The sequence below is a fragment of the Roseateles sp. GW821-FHT09H11 genome, assembly GCF_059415845.1.
Genome location: NZ_JBWKOA010000003.1, coordinates 284,701 through 300,580, shown reverse-complemented (window position 1 = coordinate 300,580; position 15,880 = coordinate 284,701). Strand labels below are relative to the sequence as shown.

General features: G+C 72.0%; 9 protein-coding genes. 3 read left to right on the top strand and 6 right to left on the bottom strand.

The annotated features are described in order from the left end of the window. Positions 1-91 precede the first annotated feature (91 nt). Complete coding sequence (locus tag AC07PR_RS12125; RefSeq protein WP_431099722.1) at positions 92-2,167, top strand: M3 family metallopeptidase; 2,076 nt, start codon at positions 92-94, stop codon at positions 2,165-2,167. Between the two features lie 51 nt (positions 2,168-2,218). Here AC07PR_RS12125 and AC07PR_RS12120 read toward each other — a convergent pair whose 3' ends face one another. The 3 genes from AC07PR_RS12120 to AC07PR_RS12110 are packed head-to-tail and all read right to left on the bottom strand — an operon-like array spanning position 2,219 to position 9,143. Next, positions 2,219-5,377: an EAL domain-containing protein gene (locus AC07PR_RS12120; protein ID WP_495135463.1), complete on the bottom strand. Its 3,159-nt coding sequence runs from the start codon at positions 5,375-5,377 to the stop codon at positions 2,219-2,221. Then, positions 5,377-6,051, bottom strand: coding sequence for a FecR family protein (locus tag AC07PR_RS12115; RefSeq protein ID WP_495135462.1), 675 nt, complete (start codon positions 6,049-6,051; stop codon positions 5,377-5,379). The genes AC07PR_RS12120 and AC07PR_RS12115 overlap by 1 nt, the downstream gene beginning before the upstream one ends. A gap of 38 nt (positions 6,052-6,089) precedes the next feature. Then, positions 6,090-9,143, bottom strand: a complete 3,054-nt coding sequence (locus AC07PR_RS12110; protein WP_495135461.1) for a CHAT domain-containing protein — start codon at positions 9,141-9,143, stop codon at positions 6,090-6,092. A 228-nt stretch (positions 9,144-9,371) separates the two neighbouring features. On the opposite strand from AC07PR_RS12110, the gene AC07PR_RS12105 reads away from it, so the two are divergent. Next, positions 9,372-11,192: a hypothetical protein gene (locus AC07PR_RS12105; protein ID WP_495135460.1), complete on the top strand. Its 1,821-nt coding sequence runs from the start codon at positions 9,372-9,374 to the stop codon at positions 11,190-11,192. 112 nt (positions 11,193-11,304) lie between these two features. Continuing rightward, on the top strand, positions 11,305-12,267 hold the full coding sequence (locus tag AC07PR_RS12100) for a hypothetical protein (RefSeq protein ID WP_495135459.1): 963 nt from the start codon (positions 11,305-11,307) through the stop codon (positions 12,265-12,267). A 4-nt stretch (positions 12,268-12,271) separates the two neighbouring features. Here AC07PR_RS12100 and AC07PR_RS12095 read toward each other — a convergent pair whose 3' ends face one another. From AC07PR_RS12095 to AC07PR_RS12085, 3 genes are read right to left on the bottom strand one after another with little or no spacing between them, the layout of a single operon-like run. Next, entirely contained in the window at positions 12,272-13,465 is a 1,194-nt protein-coding gene (locus AC07PR_RS12095; protein ID WP_495135458.1) for an MFS transporter, read from the bottom strand. Next, the gene (locus AC07PR_RS12090) at positions 13,462-14,844 is read right to left on the bottom strand and encodes a DNA recombination protein RmuC (protein ID WP_495135457.1); all 1,383 of its coding nucleotides are present in this window, start codon (positions 14,842-14,844) and stop codon (positions 13,462-13,464) included. The genes AC07PR_RS12095 and AC07PR_RS12090 overlap by 4 nt, the downstream gene beginning before the upstream one ends. A gap of 13 nt (positions 14,845-14,857) precedes the next feature. Further along, positions 14,858-15,841 (bottom strand): 2-hydroxyacid dehydrogenase, encoded by a 984-nt coding sequence (locus tag AC07PR_RS12085; RefSeq protein ID WP_495135456.1) that lies wholly within the window; start codon positions 15,839-15,841, stop codon positions 14,858-14,860. Positions 15,842-15,880: the final 39 nt, after the last annotated feature.

Genomic DNA, 15,880 nt, shown 5'->3' with positions numbered 1-15,880 from the left:
GACGCCGCCCCCACGATAGAAACCTCCCGCGCATCCGCGCGCGAAAGGCTGAGACACTGTCCCGGCATTTCGTCAGACTCACGAGGCCTGCATGACCGACTCCACCGCCGCCGCGCCAGCCGCCGCATCTCCTGCCGCGAACCCCCTGCTCTCCACCGCGCCGCTGCCCGATTTCGCCGCGATCGATCCTTCGCACATCCAGCCCGCCATCGCCGAGTTGCTGGCCGAGGCCCAGAAAGCGCTCGACCAGGTCACGGCCGCCGACGCTCCCGCCGACTACGACTTCCTGTCCCGCACGCTGAACGTGGCCTCCGAGCGCCTGGGCACCGCCTGGGGCGCCGTGGGCCACCTGAACGCGGTCGCCAACACGCCGGCGCTGCGCGAGGCCTACAACGCGATGCTGCCGGCGGTCACCGAGTTCTACACGGCGCTCGGCGCCAACGAGGCGCTCTACGCCAAGTACAAGGCCATCGCCGCCCTGCCCGACCTGACGCCCGAGCGCGCCCAGCTGCTGAAGCACGCCATCCGCGACTTCGTGCTGTCCGGCGCCGAGCTGCAGGGCGAGGCCAAGGAACGCTTCGCGAAGATCCAGGAACGCAGCGCCGAACTCGGCCAGGCCTTTTCCGAGCACGTGATGGACGCCACCGACGGTTGGAGCTACCTCGCGAAGGCGTCGGAGCTGAAAGGCGTCCCCGCCGACGTGATCGCCAACGCGCGCGCCGCGGCGGAGAAGGACGGCAGCACCGATCCGGACACGCACAAGCTGACGCTGCATTTCCCCGTCTACATGCCGGTGATGCAGTACGCCGAGGACCGCGCGCTGCGCGAGCGGCTGTACCGGGCCTACGTGACGCGCGCCAGCGAACTCGGCGACAAGCCGGACTGGGACAACGGCCCGCTGATGCAGGAACTGCTGATGCTGCGCCAGGAGGAAGCCCGCCTGCTGGGCTTTGCCAGCTTCGCCGAGGCCTCGCTCGTGCCCAAGATGGCGACCTCGCCCGCGCAGGTGCTGGAGTTCCTGCGCGACCTGGCCGGCCGTGCCCGTCCGTATGCGCAGCGCGATCTCGACGAACTGCGCGACTTCGCCAAGGCCGCGCTGCGCATGGACGACCTGCAGGCCTGGGACCTGCCGTTCGTGTCCGAGAAGCTGAAGGAGGCGCGCTACGCGTTCTCCGACCAGGAGGTGCGGCAATACCTGACCCTGCCCCGCGTCCTGGACGGATTGTTCCGCATCGTCGACCGCCTGTTCGGCGTGCAGCTGGTGCCGGCGAAGGCATCGGTGTGGCACGAGTCGGTGCAGTTCTGCGAGCTGCGCCGCGACGGACGCCTGATCGGGCAGGTTTACCTCGACCTCTATGCGCGCACGGGCAAGCGACCCGGCGCCTGGATGGACGAGGTCCGCAGCCGCTGGGCGCGGCCGGACCTGGCGGGCACGGGCGCCGAGCAGATCCCCGTCGCGCACCTGGTGTGCAACTTCCCGCAGGGCGCCGACGGCAAGCCGGCGCTGCTGACACACGACGACGTCACGACGCTCTTCCACGAATGCGGCCACGGCCTGCACCACCTCCTCACGCGGGTCGCTGAGCTGGGCGTGTCGGGCATCTCGGGCGTCGAGTGGGACGCCGTCGAACTGCCGAGCCAGTTCATGGAGAACTTCTGCTGGGAGTGGGAAGTGATCCAGCAGCTTTCCGCGCACGTGGACACCGGCGAACCGCTGCCGCGCGCGTTGTTCGACAAGATGCTGGCGGCGAAGAACTTCCAGGCCGGGCTGCAGACGCTGCGCCAGATCGAGTTCTCGCTCTTCGACATGCGCCTGCATGCGGAGCCGGGCGCGGAGACGCGCGTGCAGGAACTGCTGGACGAGGTGCGCGGCGAGGTCGCCGTGCTGCCGCCGCCAGCGTTCAACCGCTTCCAGCACAGCTTCTCGCACATCTTCGCTGGCGGGTATGCGGCGGGCTACTACAGCTACAAGTGGGCGGAGGTGCTCTCGGCCGACTGCTGGAGCGCGTTCGAGGAAGAAGGCGTGTTCAACCCGGCGACGGGCCGACGCTACCTCGACGAGATCCTGTCCATGGGCAGCGTGCGCGACGCGATGGACAACTTCAAGGCCTTCCGCGGTCGCGAGCCGCGCATCGATGCGCTGCTGAGGCATCAAGGCATGGCCTGACGCTCGCCGCGTCAGCATGCCCCCGGGCCGGCCTCGACGTCGGCTTCGGGATCAGCCCGGCGGCTTCTTCCACGGCACCGTCTGGATGAGCCGCTTCGCGTCCTCGGCCGGCAGCGCCTTGGCGAACAGCCAGCCCTGCGCCACCTGTACGCCGAGCTCCTCCAGCAGCGCGGCCTGCGCCTCCTCCTCGACGCCCTCGGCCAAGGTCTGCTTGCCGAGCGCGTCGGCGAGACCGACGATCGTTCGCACGATTTCGCGGGACTCGCGACCGGCGCCCAGCCGCATCACGAAGCTCCGGTCGATCTTCAGCGTGTCGAACGGGAAGCGGTGCAGGTAGGCCAGTGACGAGTACCCCGTCCCGAAGTCGTCGATCGACAGCTTGAAGCCCATCCGCGCCAGCTCCTGCAGCACCTCGGCGCTGCGCTGCGGATTGGCCATCGCCATGCTCTCCGTCACCTCGAGCTTGAGCTGCGCGGCCGGCACGTCGCCGAGCGCCTTGAGCGTCTCGCGCGCGTCGTTGAGCAGTTCGTCGTCCCGCTCCAGCTGAACGCCCGACACGTTGACCGCGATCTCGCCCTTGAAGCCGATCTCGCGCCAGCGTCGCAGCTGCAGGGCCGCCTCGATCAGCGTCCAGCGGCCGATCTCGACGATCTGGCCGCTCTCCTCGGCCACGGGAATGAAGTCCCCGGGCATCACCATGCCGCGCGTCGGATGCTTCCAGCGGATCAGGGCCTCGAAGCCGAGCAGCGCGCGGTCTGACAGCCTCACGAAGGGCTGGTAGTGGAGCTGGAACTCGCCCGCTTCGAGACCGCGCGCGATGTTCTCCTTCACCCAGCGCCGCGACTGCTCGACCAATTGCTGCGCGGGATCGAACAGGCGCGCGTGGCCGGCGCCGGCCGCCTTGGCGCGCGCCAGCGCGCTCTCCGCAGCGGACATCAAGTCGTCGGGACTGAAGTTGCCCTGCCCCGTGAACGCCCAGCCCGCGCAGGCGGTCAGGCGATGGGCCCCGGTGCGCGCGATCGGACCGCCCGGCGACGCCGCCGTGGCTGCCGTCGCTTCCGCGCCCAGACCAGCGTCGAGGGCCTCGAACAGGAAGGGCTCCTCGATGCGGGCCAGCGCCCACTCGGGCACGCGATCGACGAGCGCGCCGGCCTCGATGCGAGCCTCGAAGAGCAGGCCGAACTGGTCCGCGCCCAGCCGCGCGACCACGCGTCCGGCGCGGGCCGTCCGTCCCGTTCCACCGACCAGTCGACGCGCGCTCTCGATCAGCACGGCATCGCCGGCCAGCAGGCCGTGACGCTCGTTGAACGCGCGGAAATCGTCCAGGCCCACCAGCGCGACGCCGATCGGCACGCCGGGCGTCGGGTTGGCCAGCCGCTGCGCCACCAGCTCCACGAACAACGCGCGATTCGGCAGTCCCGTGAGCCGGTCGTGCAGCGCCTCGTGCGCGACCTGGGCCTGCAGGCGTTCGTTCTCGCTGATGTCGGTCAGCGAGCCGGCCATGCGCACCGGCCGGCCGTCCTGGCGCACCGCCACGCCACGTGCCAGCAATGCGCGCGTCTGACCGCCCTGCTCGAAGTGCAGCACATGGTGGAACTGGAAACTGCGGCCTTGCAGGTGCGCGTCGAGATCGGCGCGGAACAGCCCCGCCGCCGGCTCGTCCAGCGGACGCGTGAAGCGCTCGATGCTGCCGCGCGTCATGTCCTGCGCCGCAGTCTTGGCCGCTCGACGCCAGAAACGCCGCTTCGTGCCGCCACCGGGCTCCTCGTCAGGCGCCCTGGCATCACCCATCAAGGCGAGCCATCGCGCCGACACGTCGAGCCGGTCCGCGGCGATGTCCCAGTCCCACAACCCATCGTTCGCGCCCAGCGCGGCCAGCGCGTAACGCTCCTCGCTCACGGTCAGGCGCTTGAGCGCCTCGCGCCGGCGGGACTGATCCGCGAGGGCCCGCAACGTCAACGCGGCCAGGCTCGCCGCAGCCACCGCCAGCAGCGGATAGGCCAGCGCCAGGACGAGGTGTTCTTCCTCGAAGGCCCACTGCGCGCCGTAGAGGCCGCCGCCGACGAGCAGCGCCACGACCGGCAGCCCTCGCCACAGCGATCCGCGCGCCAGCAGCAACGCGCACAGCAGCGGCAGCACCAGCAGCGCGGCCAGCTCGGCGAGCGACGCCCACGACGGCCGCGTCAGCGTGCGGCCGGTGAGGATGTTGTCGACGACGGTGGCGAGCCGCTCCACGCCGGGCAGGCCGGCGTCGAAGGGACTCGGGAAATGGTCGCCGGCGCCGAGTGCCGACACACCGATGATCACGATGCGGTTGCGCAGCGCCTCCTCGGGCACCTTGCCGTCGACGAGGTCCGCCACCGTCACCGACGGGAAGGTGCCCGCCGGACCGTAGTAGTTGACGCCCTGCCGCGACAGCAGATCCAGCGGCACCCGCAACGAGCCCCAGCGCAGGTCGCGGCTCCAGCGCAGCGTAGCCTCGGACCACGGCTGGCGCATCGCATCGCCGGCGATGCGCACGGCCAGCGACGGATAGACCTCGCCGTCCAGCGGCAAGGCCGGCAGGTCATGACGCAGGGTGCCGTCGACGTCGCGCTCGGCCTGGACATGGCCGAGCGACTTCGCCGCCGACAGCAGCGGCTCCGGTGGCGCATCGGCGCGCTCGGGCAGCAGTGCGCTGCGCGGCATCCCTTCGGCGCGCATGAAGGCCTGCGCGAGCAGGCCCGACGGAACACCTCCGGAGGGCGCGGAAGCGCCACCGGCGGCAACGCCCACGCCGCCGCCGTTGCCGCCGATCCCACCGGTGCCCGGCGGCATCGCGAACGGCAGCAGCACCGGCGCGCCGCCGCGCATCGCGGCCGCGAGCACCGCGTCGCTGTCCGGCTTCGCGTCCAGCAGCAGCATGTCGACGGCGATCAGACGCGGCTGGGCCGCCTGCAGCCGCGTGATCGCGTCGGCCAGCAGTGGGCGGCCAGGCGCCATGCCGCCGAAGCGCGCGGCGCTGGCGTCGTCGAAACGCACCAGCGTGATCGGGTAGGCCGTGCCCGGCGCCAACCTGCCGCGCCATTGCGCCTGCGCGTCCTGCACGAGCCCGTCCAGGCGCGCCAGCGGCCCCGCCTGCAAGCGCGAGAGCCACAGCATCGCCACCGCCGCCGTGACCAGCAGCGCGACGATCATCTGGGCCCATGCCCAACGCGAGGGCCAGCGCATCAGACCCCCGCCAGGCGATCCAGCACTGCACGCACCTTGTCCGCCGGCCATGGCGTCGCGGCGGCACAGCCTTGCGACACGTCGCATTCCGTGCCGCCGGCGCGGTCGACGACGACCGGCAACTGCGCGCCCAGTCCGCGGGTGCGGCCCGCGGCGCGCGGTCCCGGCAGCACGGCGACCTGCCCGGACTGCACGTGCACCGAGGTCTGCTCGTTGTCGCCGACCTCCACGAGGAACTCCGTGCCGCGAACCGCCGTCACCGCCGACGGCGTGCGGACCTCCCACTTGCCCGAACCGGATGGCGTGACCTTCTGCCCCAGCAGGCCGCGTTCCAACAGCAGCGACACATCGCGCGCGCCGTCCGCATAGCCCGGTGTGCCTCCGGCGCCGAGGTTCAGCTTCGTCAGCGTCAGCTGGCTGCGGTCGCCGACGACCAGGCTCGATCCGTCCGGGCAGCGCAGCCGCACGCGGCCGCTGTCGCCGGTGCGCAGCTGGGCGCCCTCGCCCACCGACTCGCCGAGCTTCAGCGGCCGCGCCTGGCCCGAGACGATGCACGTCGCGTCGCCCGCCAGCGCGGCGACCTCGCAGGCCTGCGCCCGCGCGGCCAGCGAGACCATCGTCACCGCCGCGATCAGCGCGGCATCCCTCATCACGTGTGTCATCGTTGTGGTCATGGTGTGTTCATCGCGGGTGAATGCGGCGGCCGACATCATCACTGCGCCGGGTCGCCGAACAGCGCGTAGGCCGCCCAGTAGTACGGATGCGTCCAGCGCCCCTGCCCCTCCTGGCCGTCGGCGAGCCGGAGCTGCGCCTGACGCAGGCCACCGGCGCGCGTCTCGGCCGGCTGCAGCGCGGTGGTGGTCAGCGCGGCGGCGGACGCGGACTCCACCGCCCAATGCGTCGCCAGCACCGACCGCGCGCCGGCGAAGAAGAAGCCGCGCACCAGCCCCGACATCGCCGCGCCGCCCTGCTCGCCGGCCGCCGTGTTGCAGGCCGACAGCAGCACCCACTGCGCGTTCATGCGCAGCGTCAGCACGTCGTCGAGCTCGAGCAGGGGCGAGGCGGCGTCGTCCGCCTCGGCCGCCAGCGCCAGCGCCGGCTTCGAGATGCCCGGCAGCTCGCCCGGCATCAGGCCGTGCGTCGCGAAGGCCAGGACGCGCCGATCGGCCAGCGGCGTCGTCAGCACGGCGGTGCGTGTCGCGGCGGCGCCCAGGCGCAGATCGGCGACCGGATCGGCGCCCAGCGTGCGCGCGATCGCGAGCAGCTCCGCGCGCGTCTCCGGCAGCGGCGGAATGTCGGCATAACGGAAGCCGAGCTGCGCGTCGTAGCTGCCGGCGGCGCGCGTGGGTGTCGGGGCGAGCAGAGGGCGGGCGTCGACCCCGGGCTTGGCCTGCCGGGTCTGCGAAACCCGCGATGTCTGCGAGGCGGCACCGCGATCGAACGCCGGATCGCCGAACCCGAGGAGCGCCTTCGGCGCCGCCGCCAGCGGGCCGGCACGGCGCAGCGCCTGCAGCGAGGCGCCCGACGGCAGCTGCACCACCGCGTGCTGCCGCAACAACCAGGCGGCGGGCCGTCCGGCGGAGGGCGTCTCGGTCACGAGCGCCGCGAGCGGCAGCCCCGCCAGCGGTCCATCGCCCGCGACGATCAGCGTCTGGAGCCCCTGCCGGTCGAGAGGGGCCAGCAGTTCGCGATGGAGCGCGTGCAGCTCCGGCAACGCTTGTGCGAGCGGTGTCTCGCGCCCGGCCGGCATCGCGCTGAGGTCGAGCCGCTGACGCAGCGCCTTCACGCGCCGGGCCAGCGCGGCAGCGCCCTCCGGCACCGCGCGGAACTGCGCCGGCGCATCGGCGCGCAGCAGCCAGACCAGCGTCTGTTCATCGAGCGCGTGCACGACCAGCAGGCCCTCGCCCGCGCGCAGGCGGCCGCTCAGCGCGGCCGCGCCGGGCGTCGCCGGCGTGATCAGGTCCGCGTACGCGGGATAGGCCGCGGCCAGCTTCTGCCGGTGCGCCGCGAGCGCCTCGCGCGCCGTGGCGGCCACGCCCTGCTGCGCCTGCAGCTGCTGGCGCAGCGCCTTCAGCGCGTCCTCGCGCGGCTTGCGCTGTTCCTTCGGCAGCGCCTTGAAGGCCTCGCTCGACAACTCCTTGCGCAGCTTGTCCTCGTCCGCGATCAACGCGGCCACCTGGCTGTACTGCCCGGACGCGGCCTTGCGCAGCGTCTGCTCCTCATCGAGCCATCCCCGCAATTGCGGCGTCGCCGCCAGCATCCGCGCGGTGCTGTCGGCCAACGCGCGTTGCGTGCTGCCCAGCTTGCGCCGGTCGGCGATCTGCAACGCGCGGTCGACCATCGCCGGCGGCGGCGTCTCGCCTGCGATCGCGCGCCGCGCCACATGCGCGAGGAATTCGTCGAAGGCCAGTCCCAGCACGAAGCCCCGGAAGCCGCGCGCGTCCAGGTCCACCCAGCCGTCGCTGCGGTCCAGCGTCGCGACGAAGAGCTGCTCGTAGTCGCTCATCGCGCCGCCTGTGTCGCCGCGCAGCAGCCGCACGACCGCGCGCACGCCGGCGCTCTCGCGCGTCTGCGGATGGTCCTGTCCGTAGATCCGCGTGCGGTAGCGCAGCGTCCGCTCGGCCGTCTCCAGCGCCTCGTCCAGCCGGCCGGCCTTGGCCGCCAGCAGCGCGCTCAGCCGGTTGTCCTGCGCCCGGCTGCGCGCGACGCCGTCGCCGCCGAGCTCGTCGAGGAACTGGCGATAGGCCTGATCGGCCTCGACCCAGCGCTTGAGGCCGAGCAACGCCCGGACGATCTCCTGGCGCGCGAGCCAGCGCGTCTGGCTCGCCGCCGACGCATTCGCCTTGGCGAGCATCGCCTCGGACTGCCGAGCGGCGGCCAGCGCCTCCTCGTGCTGCTGCGAGGCGTTGAGCGCCGTCGCGGCGCGGTAGTGCCAGCGGGCGCCGGGGCCCTCCTCCAGCTGACCGGCCCGCCACAGGGCGAGGTTGTCCTGCGCGATGTCGGCCGCCTCGCGCGTGCGCCCCTGCGCGACCAGTGCATAGACCAGCATCCCCTGAGAGCCGTCGAGCCAGCCTTGCGATTGCCGCATCGTCTCCGCAGTGACGCGCTGCTCGCGGTCGCTGCGGACCAGTTCCCGCGAGCGCGCGACGGCCTGGCGCAGGGTCGCGACCGCCGCAGCGCCGTCGCCGGTCAGGCGTTCGACCTCCGAGCGCACCTGCAGCCGGTCGATCGTCAGCGGCAGCGCGGGCTGCTGCTTGAGCGCCTCCGCCGCCAGCGCGTCGGCGCGGCTCCAGGCCCGCAGCATCACGTTGCGATCCTGGCCCCCGTTGGCCAGGAAGTAGGTCTGGCGCAGCGCGACGCCCGCTCGCACGGCCGGGCTGAGCTGCCGGTCGGCCAGCAGCGGCTCACAGGCCGCCAGCGCGGCGCCGGAGCTGCCCCAGGTGTATTCGGTGATCAGGTAGAGCCGGATCCAGCCCTCGCCGTCGGGCCGCCCGCGGCCCAGCGTCATCAGCGCCCGGGCGATCTCGATCTGGCGGGCGCGGTCCTCGATCCGTCGCGCGGCCGGCCATTGCCGTTGGAGCAGCGCATAACGCGCATCCGGCGCATCGGGCAGCGGCTCGGCGAGCAGTCGACGCGCCTCCTCCGCACTGAGCCCGCCCGCCAGGGCGTCCTGCGGATCCACGTCCTCGGTGGCCGCGCTGCCGGACGCCTCCTCCTGCGCGCGCACGCCCGAGGCGAACGCCACGAGCGCCGCGCCGGCAATCACCCACGCCGCCGTTCGCTGTCCGAAGGCTCGTGTCGGCGCGCATCGACGCCGCGTCGGTGTCCGGCGCGTTCCCAACATCTTGTGCGGCTCCTGTCCCGGACATCGCCGGGTTGGCGACCATCCTAGGCCAACGATCTGCACCGCCCAACACCGCGACTCAGTGTCCATCGGCAGGGAAAGCACCACTCAGCCGGCCCGCCAAAACGTTCGGAGCTTCGATTGCTTTCCTTGCCTTCCCTCACCCCCGCCTCCGCCGACCCCGCGGACGCCCTGTTGGAGCCGGCCTCGCCCGCGCCCGGATCCGTCGCGCTCAAGGACTGTCCCCGCCTGGCAGCGCTCGTCGACTACCTGGGTCCGGATTGCCGCTGCGCGGTCGATCTCGACGCCGGGCTCGCCCGGTTGACAGGGGGAGACCCTGGACGCGCCACCGAGCTCCGGTTCCGCCCGCGCGTGCCTGGCGCGGACGGCACCGGCCTGCCTCGGCTGGAACGGCTCGCCGCCGGCACGCTGCATCTGCTGAAACGACTCCAAAACGCTCCGATGGACGTGGGCGACACCTACTGGCCCCTGCCTCCCCGGCTCGCGCTGGACGGCGACGTCCTGCAGACCAGCAAGCTCGTCGTCGGCCGGTTCAATCCCGCCCGGGACTTGTGGTGTTTTCCGCGCCACCACCTCCGGGAACTGCGTTCGCTCCTGTGTCCTGGCCGCCCCCCGCAGCGGCACGTCGCCAACTGGGCGCCGATCAACCTCTATGGCGCGGACACGTCCACCGGGGGTTCGCCGATCGCCGCGAAGCACGAGCGCGTGTACATCGTGCAGTTCTCGCCCTACCTCATCCCGGACGTCAAGTGCCAGGACTTGCCCCGCGTGCGCGCCTTGCAGATCGACGCCGCAGGCCAGAGCCGCGTGCTGCCGGCCCCGCATGTCGCGCCCTGGGCGTCGAGCCGTCCGCCCTCGCTGCGCGTGGTGCTGCGGGGCGGCTCATCCGTCAACCCCGCCACCGGCGGCATGCGCCTGTCCGGTCGCGACCCCGAGGCGCTGGCCGCGGTGGCGGTCGAGGCCGTCAGGACGCTGTCGAAGGAAGACGGGCTGGAGATGCCGGCCTTGCCGGATCACATCAGCCTCGTCAGCTGCTACATGGACAACGACGTGTTCGAACCTTTCGGACCACGCTTCCTCCGCGCCGCGGCAGGACCGCAAGGATTCGACCGGCCCGGCCTGTCGGCCAGCGTCCGCACCAACGCGATCGGCAGCGGAGAAGGTTCAGCCGCAGGCCGCAAGCTGGTGCTGGGACCGGGCGACGATCTGCGACACCGACAGCCTGGCGGCACCTTGATGCTGACCCTGGACGGTGAGTCCGTGCGAGCCACGCCCAAGGTGGTCGAGGACGGACGCAGCTTCATCCTCAGCGGCGGCCAGCATGCGGAGCCGCTGCTCGCGTGGTGGAACGCGCGCCACGCACTGCATCGCCCGGCTGCAAGCACAGGAGACGACGGGCCGGCGTTTCTGATGGGCGAGGTCCTGGTCACGCGCGGTCTGCTGGATCGCATGGGTGCCGGCAAGCTGGAAGACCCCTCGCTGCCGGACGCCCTGCTTGCGTTGCGCTTCGATCCGGCGCGTCTCGCGGCGTTCCTGGCGGAACGTGCGTCGTCGGCGGACACCGTGCAGGCCCTGCGTCTGCTGGCCCAGTGCCAGCGCGCCGGCCAGGATCCCGCGACGCCGAGCCAGGTGGATCGATCCGCGACGACGGGCCGGCCAACGCCCGAGCTGACGAAGCTGCTGGCGCTGGCACGCTGCGCGGTGGATGACGATCTGATGCTCCCTTCCGCCGTCTGGACGGCGCTGTGGCCGGCGGGTCAGGCGCCGGCCTTGGCGCCTCGCCCCGAAGCAGAGCCCTTTGCCATCGATCCCGAGCCCGACCCTGTGATTCAAGACCTGATCCACAAGCGCAGCGCGCGCTTGATCACCCGAGCGCATCGCCTGGACAAGGAAGTCGAACGGGCAGCGGCCCTGCACGCTGCCGCAGCGCCGCCCACCGAATTGGCCTGAGGCCCGCGACGCGGCGTTCTCCGACAGCGCCGGCCTCCGCGCGCCGACCCGGGAACGCCGCTCGCCCGCCTAAGCTGGAAGAACGGTCCCTCGACCGCGCGAGGAGTTCGCCATGCGTTCGATCCTTCCCCATTCGTCCTTCGGCCATCACGACCGGCCTCGGAAGCCGGCGGCGCCGCACCATGGTCCGATGTTCTGGCTGTCCCACGCCGCGGTGCTGCTGGCGCTGCTGCTGATCGCGACCGAGGTCTCCGCCGAGCAGGGCGCGGGCCTGCGCGCGCAGTACGAGCAGATGGCGCCGCAGCTCGCGAAGAGTCCGTTCCAGAAGCCGATCGTGCTGAATTCCGCCGACAGCACCGAGCGCCCCACCGGCGAGATGCATGCGGTGGTCCAGCATCCGTTCGGCACGCTGTCCGGCGCGCTGCGCAACGCCGACGCCTGGTGCGACCTGCTGACGCTGCCGGCCAACGTCAAGCGCTGCGCGGTCGAGGACGACCCGGCACCCGGCGCGACGCTGCACATGGCCGTCGGCCGCAAGTTCGATCAGCCCATCGAGGACGCCTACGCGCTCGACTTCCGCTTCCAGGTGCTGGCGGCGCAGCCGCAGTACCTGCTCGTCGAGATGAGCGCGAACAAGGGCCCGATGGGCACCAGCCACTACCGGCTGACGCTGGAGGCGGTGCCGATCGACGCGAAGCGCTCGTTCGTGCGGCTGCGCTATGCCTACATGAACAACCTCGCGGCGCGGGTGGCCACCAGCGCCTACCTCTCCACGTCAGGTCGCGACAAGGTCGGCTTCACCGTGGTCGGACGCGACGACGAGGGCCGGCCCCGTTATGTCGGCGGCATCCAGGGCATCGCGGAGCGCAACACGATGCGCTACTTCCTGGCGATCGAGTCCTACCTCGACACGCTGCCCGTGCCGCCCGAGCAGCGGCTCGACCGGCGACTGCGCGACTGGTTCGCGGCCACCGAGCGTTATGCCCGTCAGCTCCACGAGCAGTCGCTCGATGAGTACGTCGCCATGAAGCACAGGGAAGCGCGCCGGCAGGTCGCCATCGCGCCGGGCGGCTGAACGTTCAGCGCGGAGGGGCCTCGATCTGGCGCGCGGCCCATTGCGCGCCGACCAGCACCGACGCCATCAGCCACAGCGGCGCGGCCGCGACGCTCGCCGCGGCCAGCACGCCGAAGCCCAGCGGCATTGCCACGGTCGCGCCGTTGGCCGCCAGCATCCGCAACCCGAGCGCCTGACCGTGGCGGTCCGGCGGCGTCACCTGATGCATCGTCGCGAGCACCATCGGCTGCACCGCGCCGAGCGCCAGTCCCAGCACCGCCGAACCGAGCATCAGCCCGAGCGTGCCCGGCAGCCACGCATAGACGATGAGCGTGAAGGTCGCGACCGCCATCGCGAGGCGCAACGCCTTCACGTCGTCGATCCGGTCGGCCCAGCGCACGATGGCCAGGCGGACCAGCGTCGCCGCCGCCGCGAAGCTGCCCAGCACCAGGCCGATGCTCGACGCCGACAGCCCCTTCGCATGGCCCACGACAGGCACGACGAAGCTGTGGGCGTCCCAGCACGACGACATCGCGACGTTGACGATCAGCAGGTTGCGCAGGCCGCGGTCCTTCAGCAGGTCCCATGCAGGCCGCGGTTTGACGCCGACGGCGGCGGGCGCGGGCGCATGACGCGGCACGCGGCACGCGATCGCCCAGGCCGCGAGCGGCAACAGCGTCGACAGCACCAGCGCGGCCGTGAATCCGGCCGTGTCGATGACGATGCCGGTGATGACCGGCGCGAACGCATTGGACAGCGCCGGACCGAGCGCCACCCAGCTGAACACGCGCTTGAGCTGCGAGGCGTCGCGCGCCATCAAGCCCGCCTCGCGCTGGATCGCCACGGCCGCGACCGCCACCGCGCCGCCGCACAGCAGACAGCCCAACGCCAGCAGCCAGATCCAGCCCAGCACCTGCGCGACCAGCGCCAGCACCGCGCCGGCGAAGGCCATCGCCACGCCGATGCCCACCGGGCGATGGAAGCCGTGGCGGTCCGCCAGCCGGCCGGCCCAGAGCGACAAGCCCAGCGGCGCGACGGCGAACAGGCTGAGCAGCACGCCGACGAAACCGCCGCCGTAGCCCTGGTGCAACACCCACAGCGTGGCCGCGACGCGCGTCGTCGCCATGCAGGCATGCACCGCGACGAGTGACGCGATCACGGCCACGAAACCGGCGCTCAGCCCGGTGTAGCCCTTCGCCGCCGACGCGTCATCGTTCATCCCGCGGCGCCTTCGTCCTCGAGCTCGGCATCGCCTCCGGTACCGATGCCGGCGTCGCCCACGGCACCGGCCCCCAGCTTCAGCACGCGCGCGGCCTGGTCCTCGGGCAGGGCCTCGACGGACTTCAGCTCGCGGGTCATGACGCGGGTGCGCCGCTCGGCGAGTTCGATGTTGTTGCTGGCCTCGTCGAGCTTCTTCTTCGTCTTGGCCAGCACGTCGCCGAACTTGCCGAACTCCGTCTTGACGGCACGCAGCACGTCCCACACCTCCGCGGAGCGCTTCTCCAGGGCCAGCGTGCGGAAGCCCATCTGCAGGCTGGACAGCGTCGCCAGCAGGGTCGTCGGGCCGACCAGCATCACCTTGTGCTCGCGCTGCAGGGCCTCGCTCAGGCCGGGACGGCGCAGCGCCTCGGCGTACAGGCCCTCGGTGGGCACGAAGAGCAACGCGAAGTCGGTCGTGTGCGGCGGGCCGAGGTACTTCTCCCGGATGCTCTTCGCCTCCAGCCGCAGCCGGGTCTCGATCGCACGGCCGGCCAGTTCCGCCGCGGGGGCGTCGGCGCGCTCCTGGGCGTCGAGCAGGCGCTCGTAGTCCTCGCGCGGGAACTTCGCGTCGATCGGCAGCCAGATCGGCTGGCCGTCGTCGCGCTGGCCCGGCAGCTTGAGCGCGAACTCGACGCGGGCGCCGGTGCCCGGCACGGTCTCGACGTTCGAGGCGAACTGCTCGGGCGTGAAGACCTGCTCCAGCAGCGCCGCCAGTTGCACCTCGCCGAAGATGCCCCGCGTCTTGACGTTGGTCAGCACGCGGTTCAGCGAACCGACATCGCGCGCCAGCGTCTGCATCTCGCCCAGGCCGCGGTAGACCTGCTCCAGCCGCTCCGCGACCTGCTTGAAGCTCTCGCCCAGGCGATGCTCCAGCGTGGCGTGCAGCTTCTCATCGACGGTCGCCCGCATCTGCTCGAGCTTCTTCTCGTTGTCCTGCTGGATCGCCTGCAGGCGCGCCTCGACGGTGCGGCGCGTCTCGGCCAGGCCGGCCTCGTTGCGCTGCGCCAGCGCCTGCAGCTGTTCGGTCAGCGCCGTCGTCATGCGGGACGCGGCGGCGTCCTGCGCCTCACGCGCGCGCGCCGCTTGCTGGGCCAGCGCCTGCTGGAACTGCGTCAGCGTCGCCAGCGTCTCCTGGCGCAGCCCGGCGTTGCCGCGGCTGAGCTCGTCGCGCAGCGCGCGCTCCAGGCGTTCGATGCGTTCGCCCGACTGCTGCATCAGCGGCGCCAGCGCCGCCGCGGTGTCGCCGTCCGAGGTCCGTCGCCGGGTGAGCAGCACCACGACGAGAAGGATCAGGATCAGCCCGGAGAGGGCCAGCTGCAGCAGGTCGGGAAAGGACATGCGTCCGATTCTCTCAGCGCTTCAGCACCTCGGGATTCAGCGCCGTCGGCGGCACGCCGCCGGTCAGCGCGGCGATCAGGTTGTCCACGGCCAGATCGCTCATCGCGCGACGCGTCGCGATCGTGGCGCTGGCGATGTGGGGCGTGAGCACGACGTTCGTGCAGGCGAGCAGCGCCGGGTGCACCGTCGGTTCGCCTTCGAACACGTCCAGGCCCGCGGCGGCGATGGTGCCGGCCTGGAGTTCGGCGGCCAGCGCCGCGTCGTCGACGACGCCGCCACGCGCGATGTTGGTCAGCGTCGCGGTCTTCTTCATCAGGCGCAGCTCGCGCTGGCCGATCAGGTGGTGCGAGGACGCGCTGTACGGCACGACGATGACCAGGTGGTCGGCGCGTTGCAGCAGCTCGTCCTTCTCGACCCACTGCGCGCCCAGCGGTCCTTCCTGGTCCGCCGGCAGCCGCGAGCGGTTGTGATACAGCACCGGCATGCCGAAGCCGAGATGCCCGCGCCGCGCGATCGCCGCGCCGATGCGGCCCATGCCGAGCACGCCCAGCGTCGCGCCATGGAGGTCGGCGCCGGCGAACATCGTCACCGACCATTGCTTCCATTCGCCGCGGCGCAGGAAGTGTTCGCTCTCGGTGATGCGGCGGGCCGTGGCCATCATCAGCGCGAAGCCGAAGTCGGCGGTGGTCTCGGTCAGCACGTCCGGCGCGTTGGTCACGACGACCCCGCGCGCGGTGCAGGCCGGCACGTCGATGTTGTTGTAGCCGACGGCCATCGTGCAGACGGCCTTCAGGTCGGGACAGGCGTCGAGCAGCGTCGCGTCGATCTTGTCGCCGCCGGCAATGTATGCGCCGGACTTGCCCTGCAGGCGCCGGATCAGCTCGTCCTGCGACCAGCCGGTGTCGCTGTCGTTGGTCTCGACCTCGAAGTGCGGGCGCAGCCGGTCGACGATGTCGTCGAAGGTCTTGCGGGCCACCAGGACGCTGGGCTTGCTCATGGGCGCATCTCCTTGCAGGGAAGCGCCAACTGTAGGCCG

Bases quoted from the DNA above. Each gene is read 5' to 3' on its own strand.
- AC07PR_RS12125 (WP_431099722.1), top strand. From the start codon at position 92: ATGACCGACTCCACCGCCGCCGCGCCAGCCGCCGCATCTCCTGCCGCG.
- AC07PR_RS12100 (WP_495135459.1), top strand. From the start codon at position 11,305: ATGCGTTCGATCCTTCCCCATTCGTCCTTCGGCCATCACGACCGGCCT.
- AC07PR_RS12095 (WP_495135458.1), bottom strand. From the start codon at position 13,465: ATGAACGATGACGCGTCGGCGGCGAAGGGCTACACCGGGCTGAGCGCC.
- AC07PR_RS12085 (WP_495135456.1), bottom strand. From the start codon at position 15,841: ATGAGCAAGCCCAGCGTCCTGGTGGCCCGCAAGACCTTCGACGACATC.
- AC07PR_RS12115 (WP_495135462.1), bottom strand. From the start codon at position 6,051: ATGACCACAACGATGACACACGTGATGAGGGATGCCGCGCTGATCGCG.
- AC07PR_RS12090 (WP_495135457.1), bottom strand. From the start codon at position 14,844: ATGTCCTTTCCCGACCTGCTGCAGCTGGCCCTCTCCGGGCTGATCCTG.
- AC07PR_RS12120 (WP_495135463.1), bottom strand. From the start codon at position 5,377: ATGCGCTGGCCCTCGCGTTGGGCATGGGCCCAGATGATCGTCGCGCTG.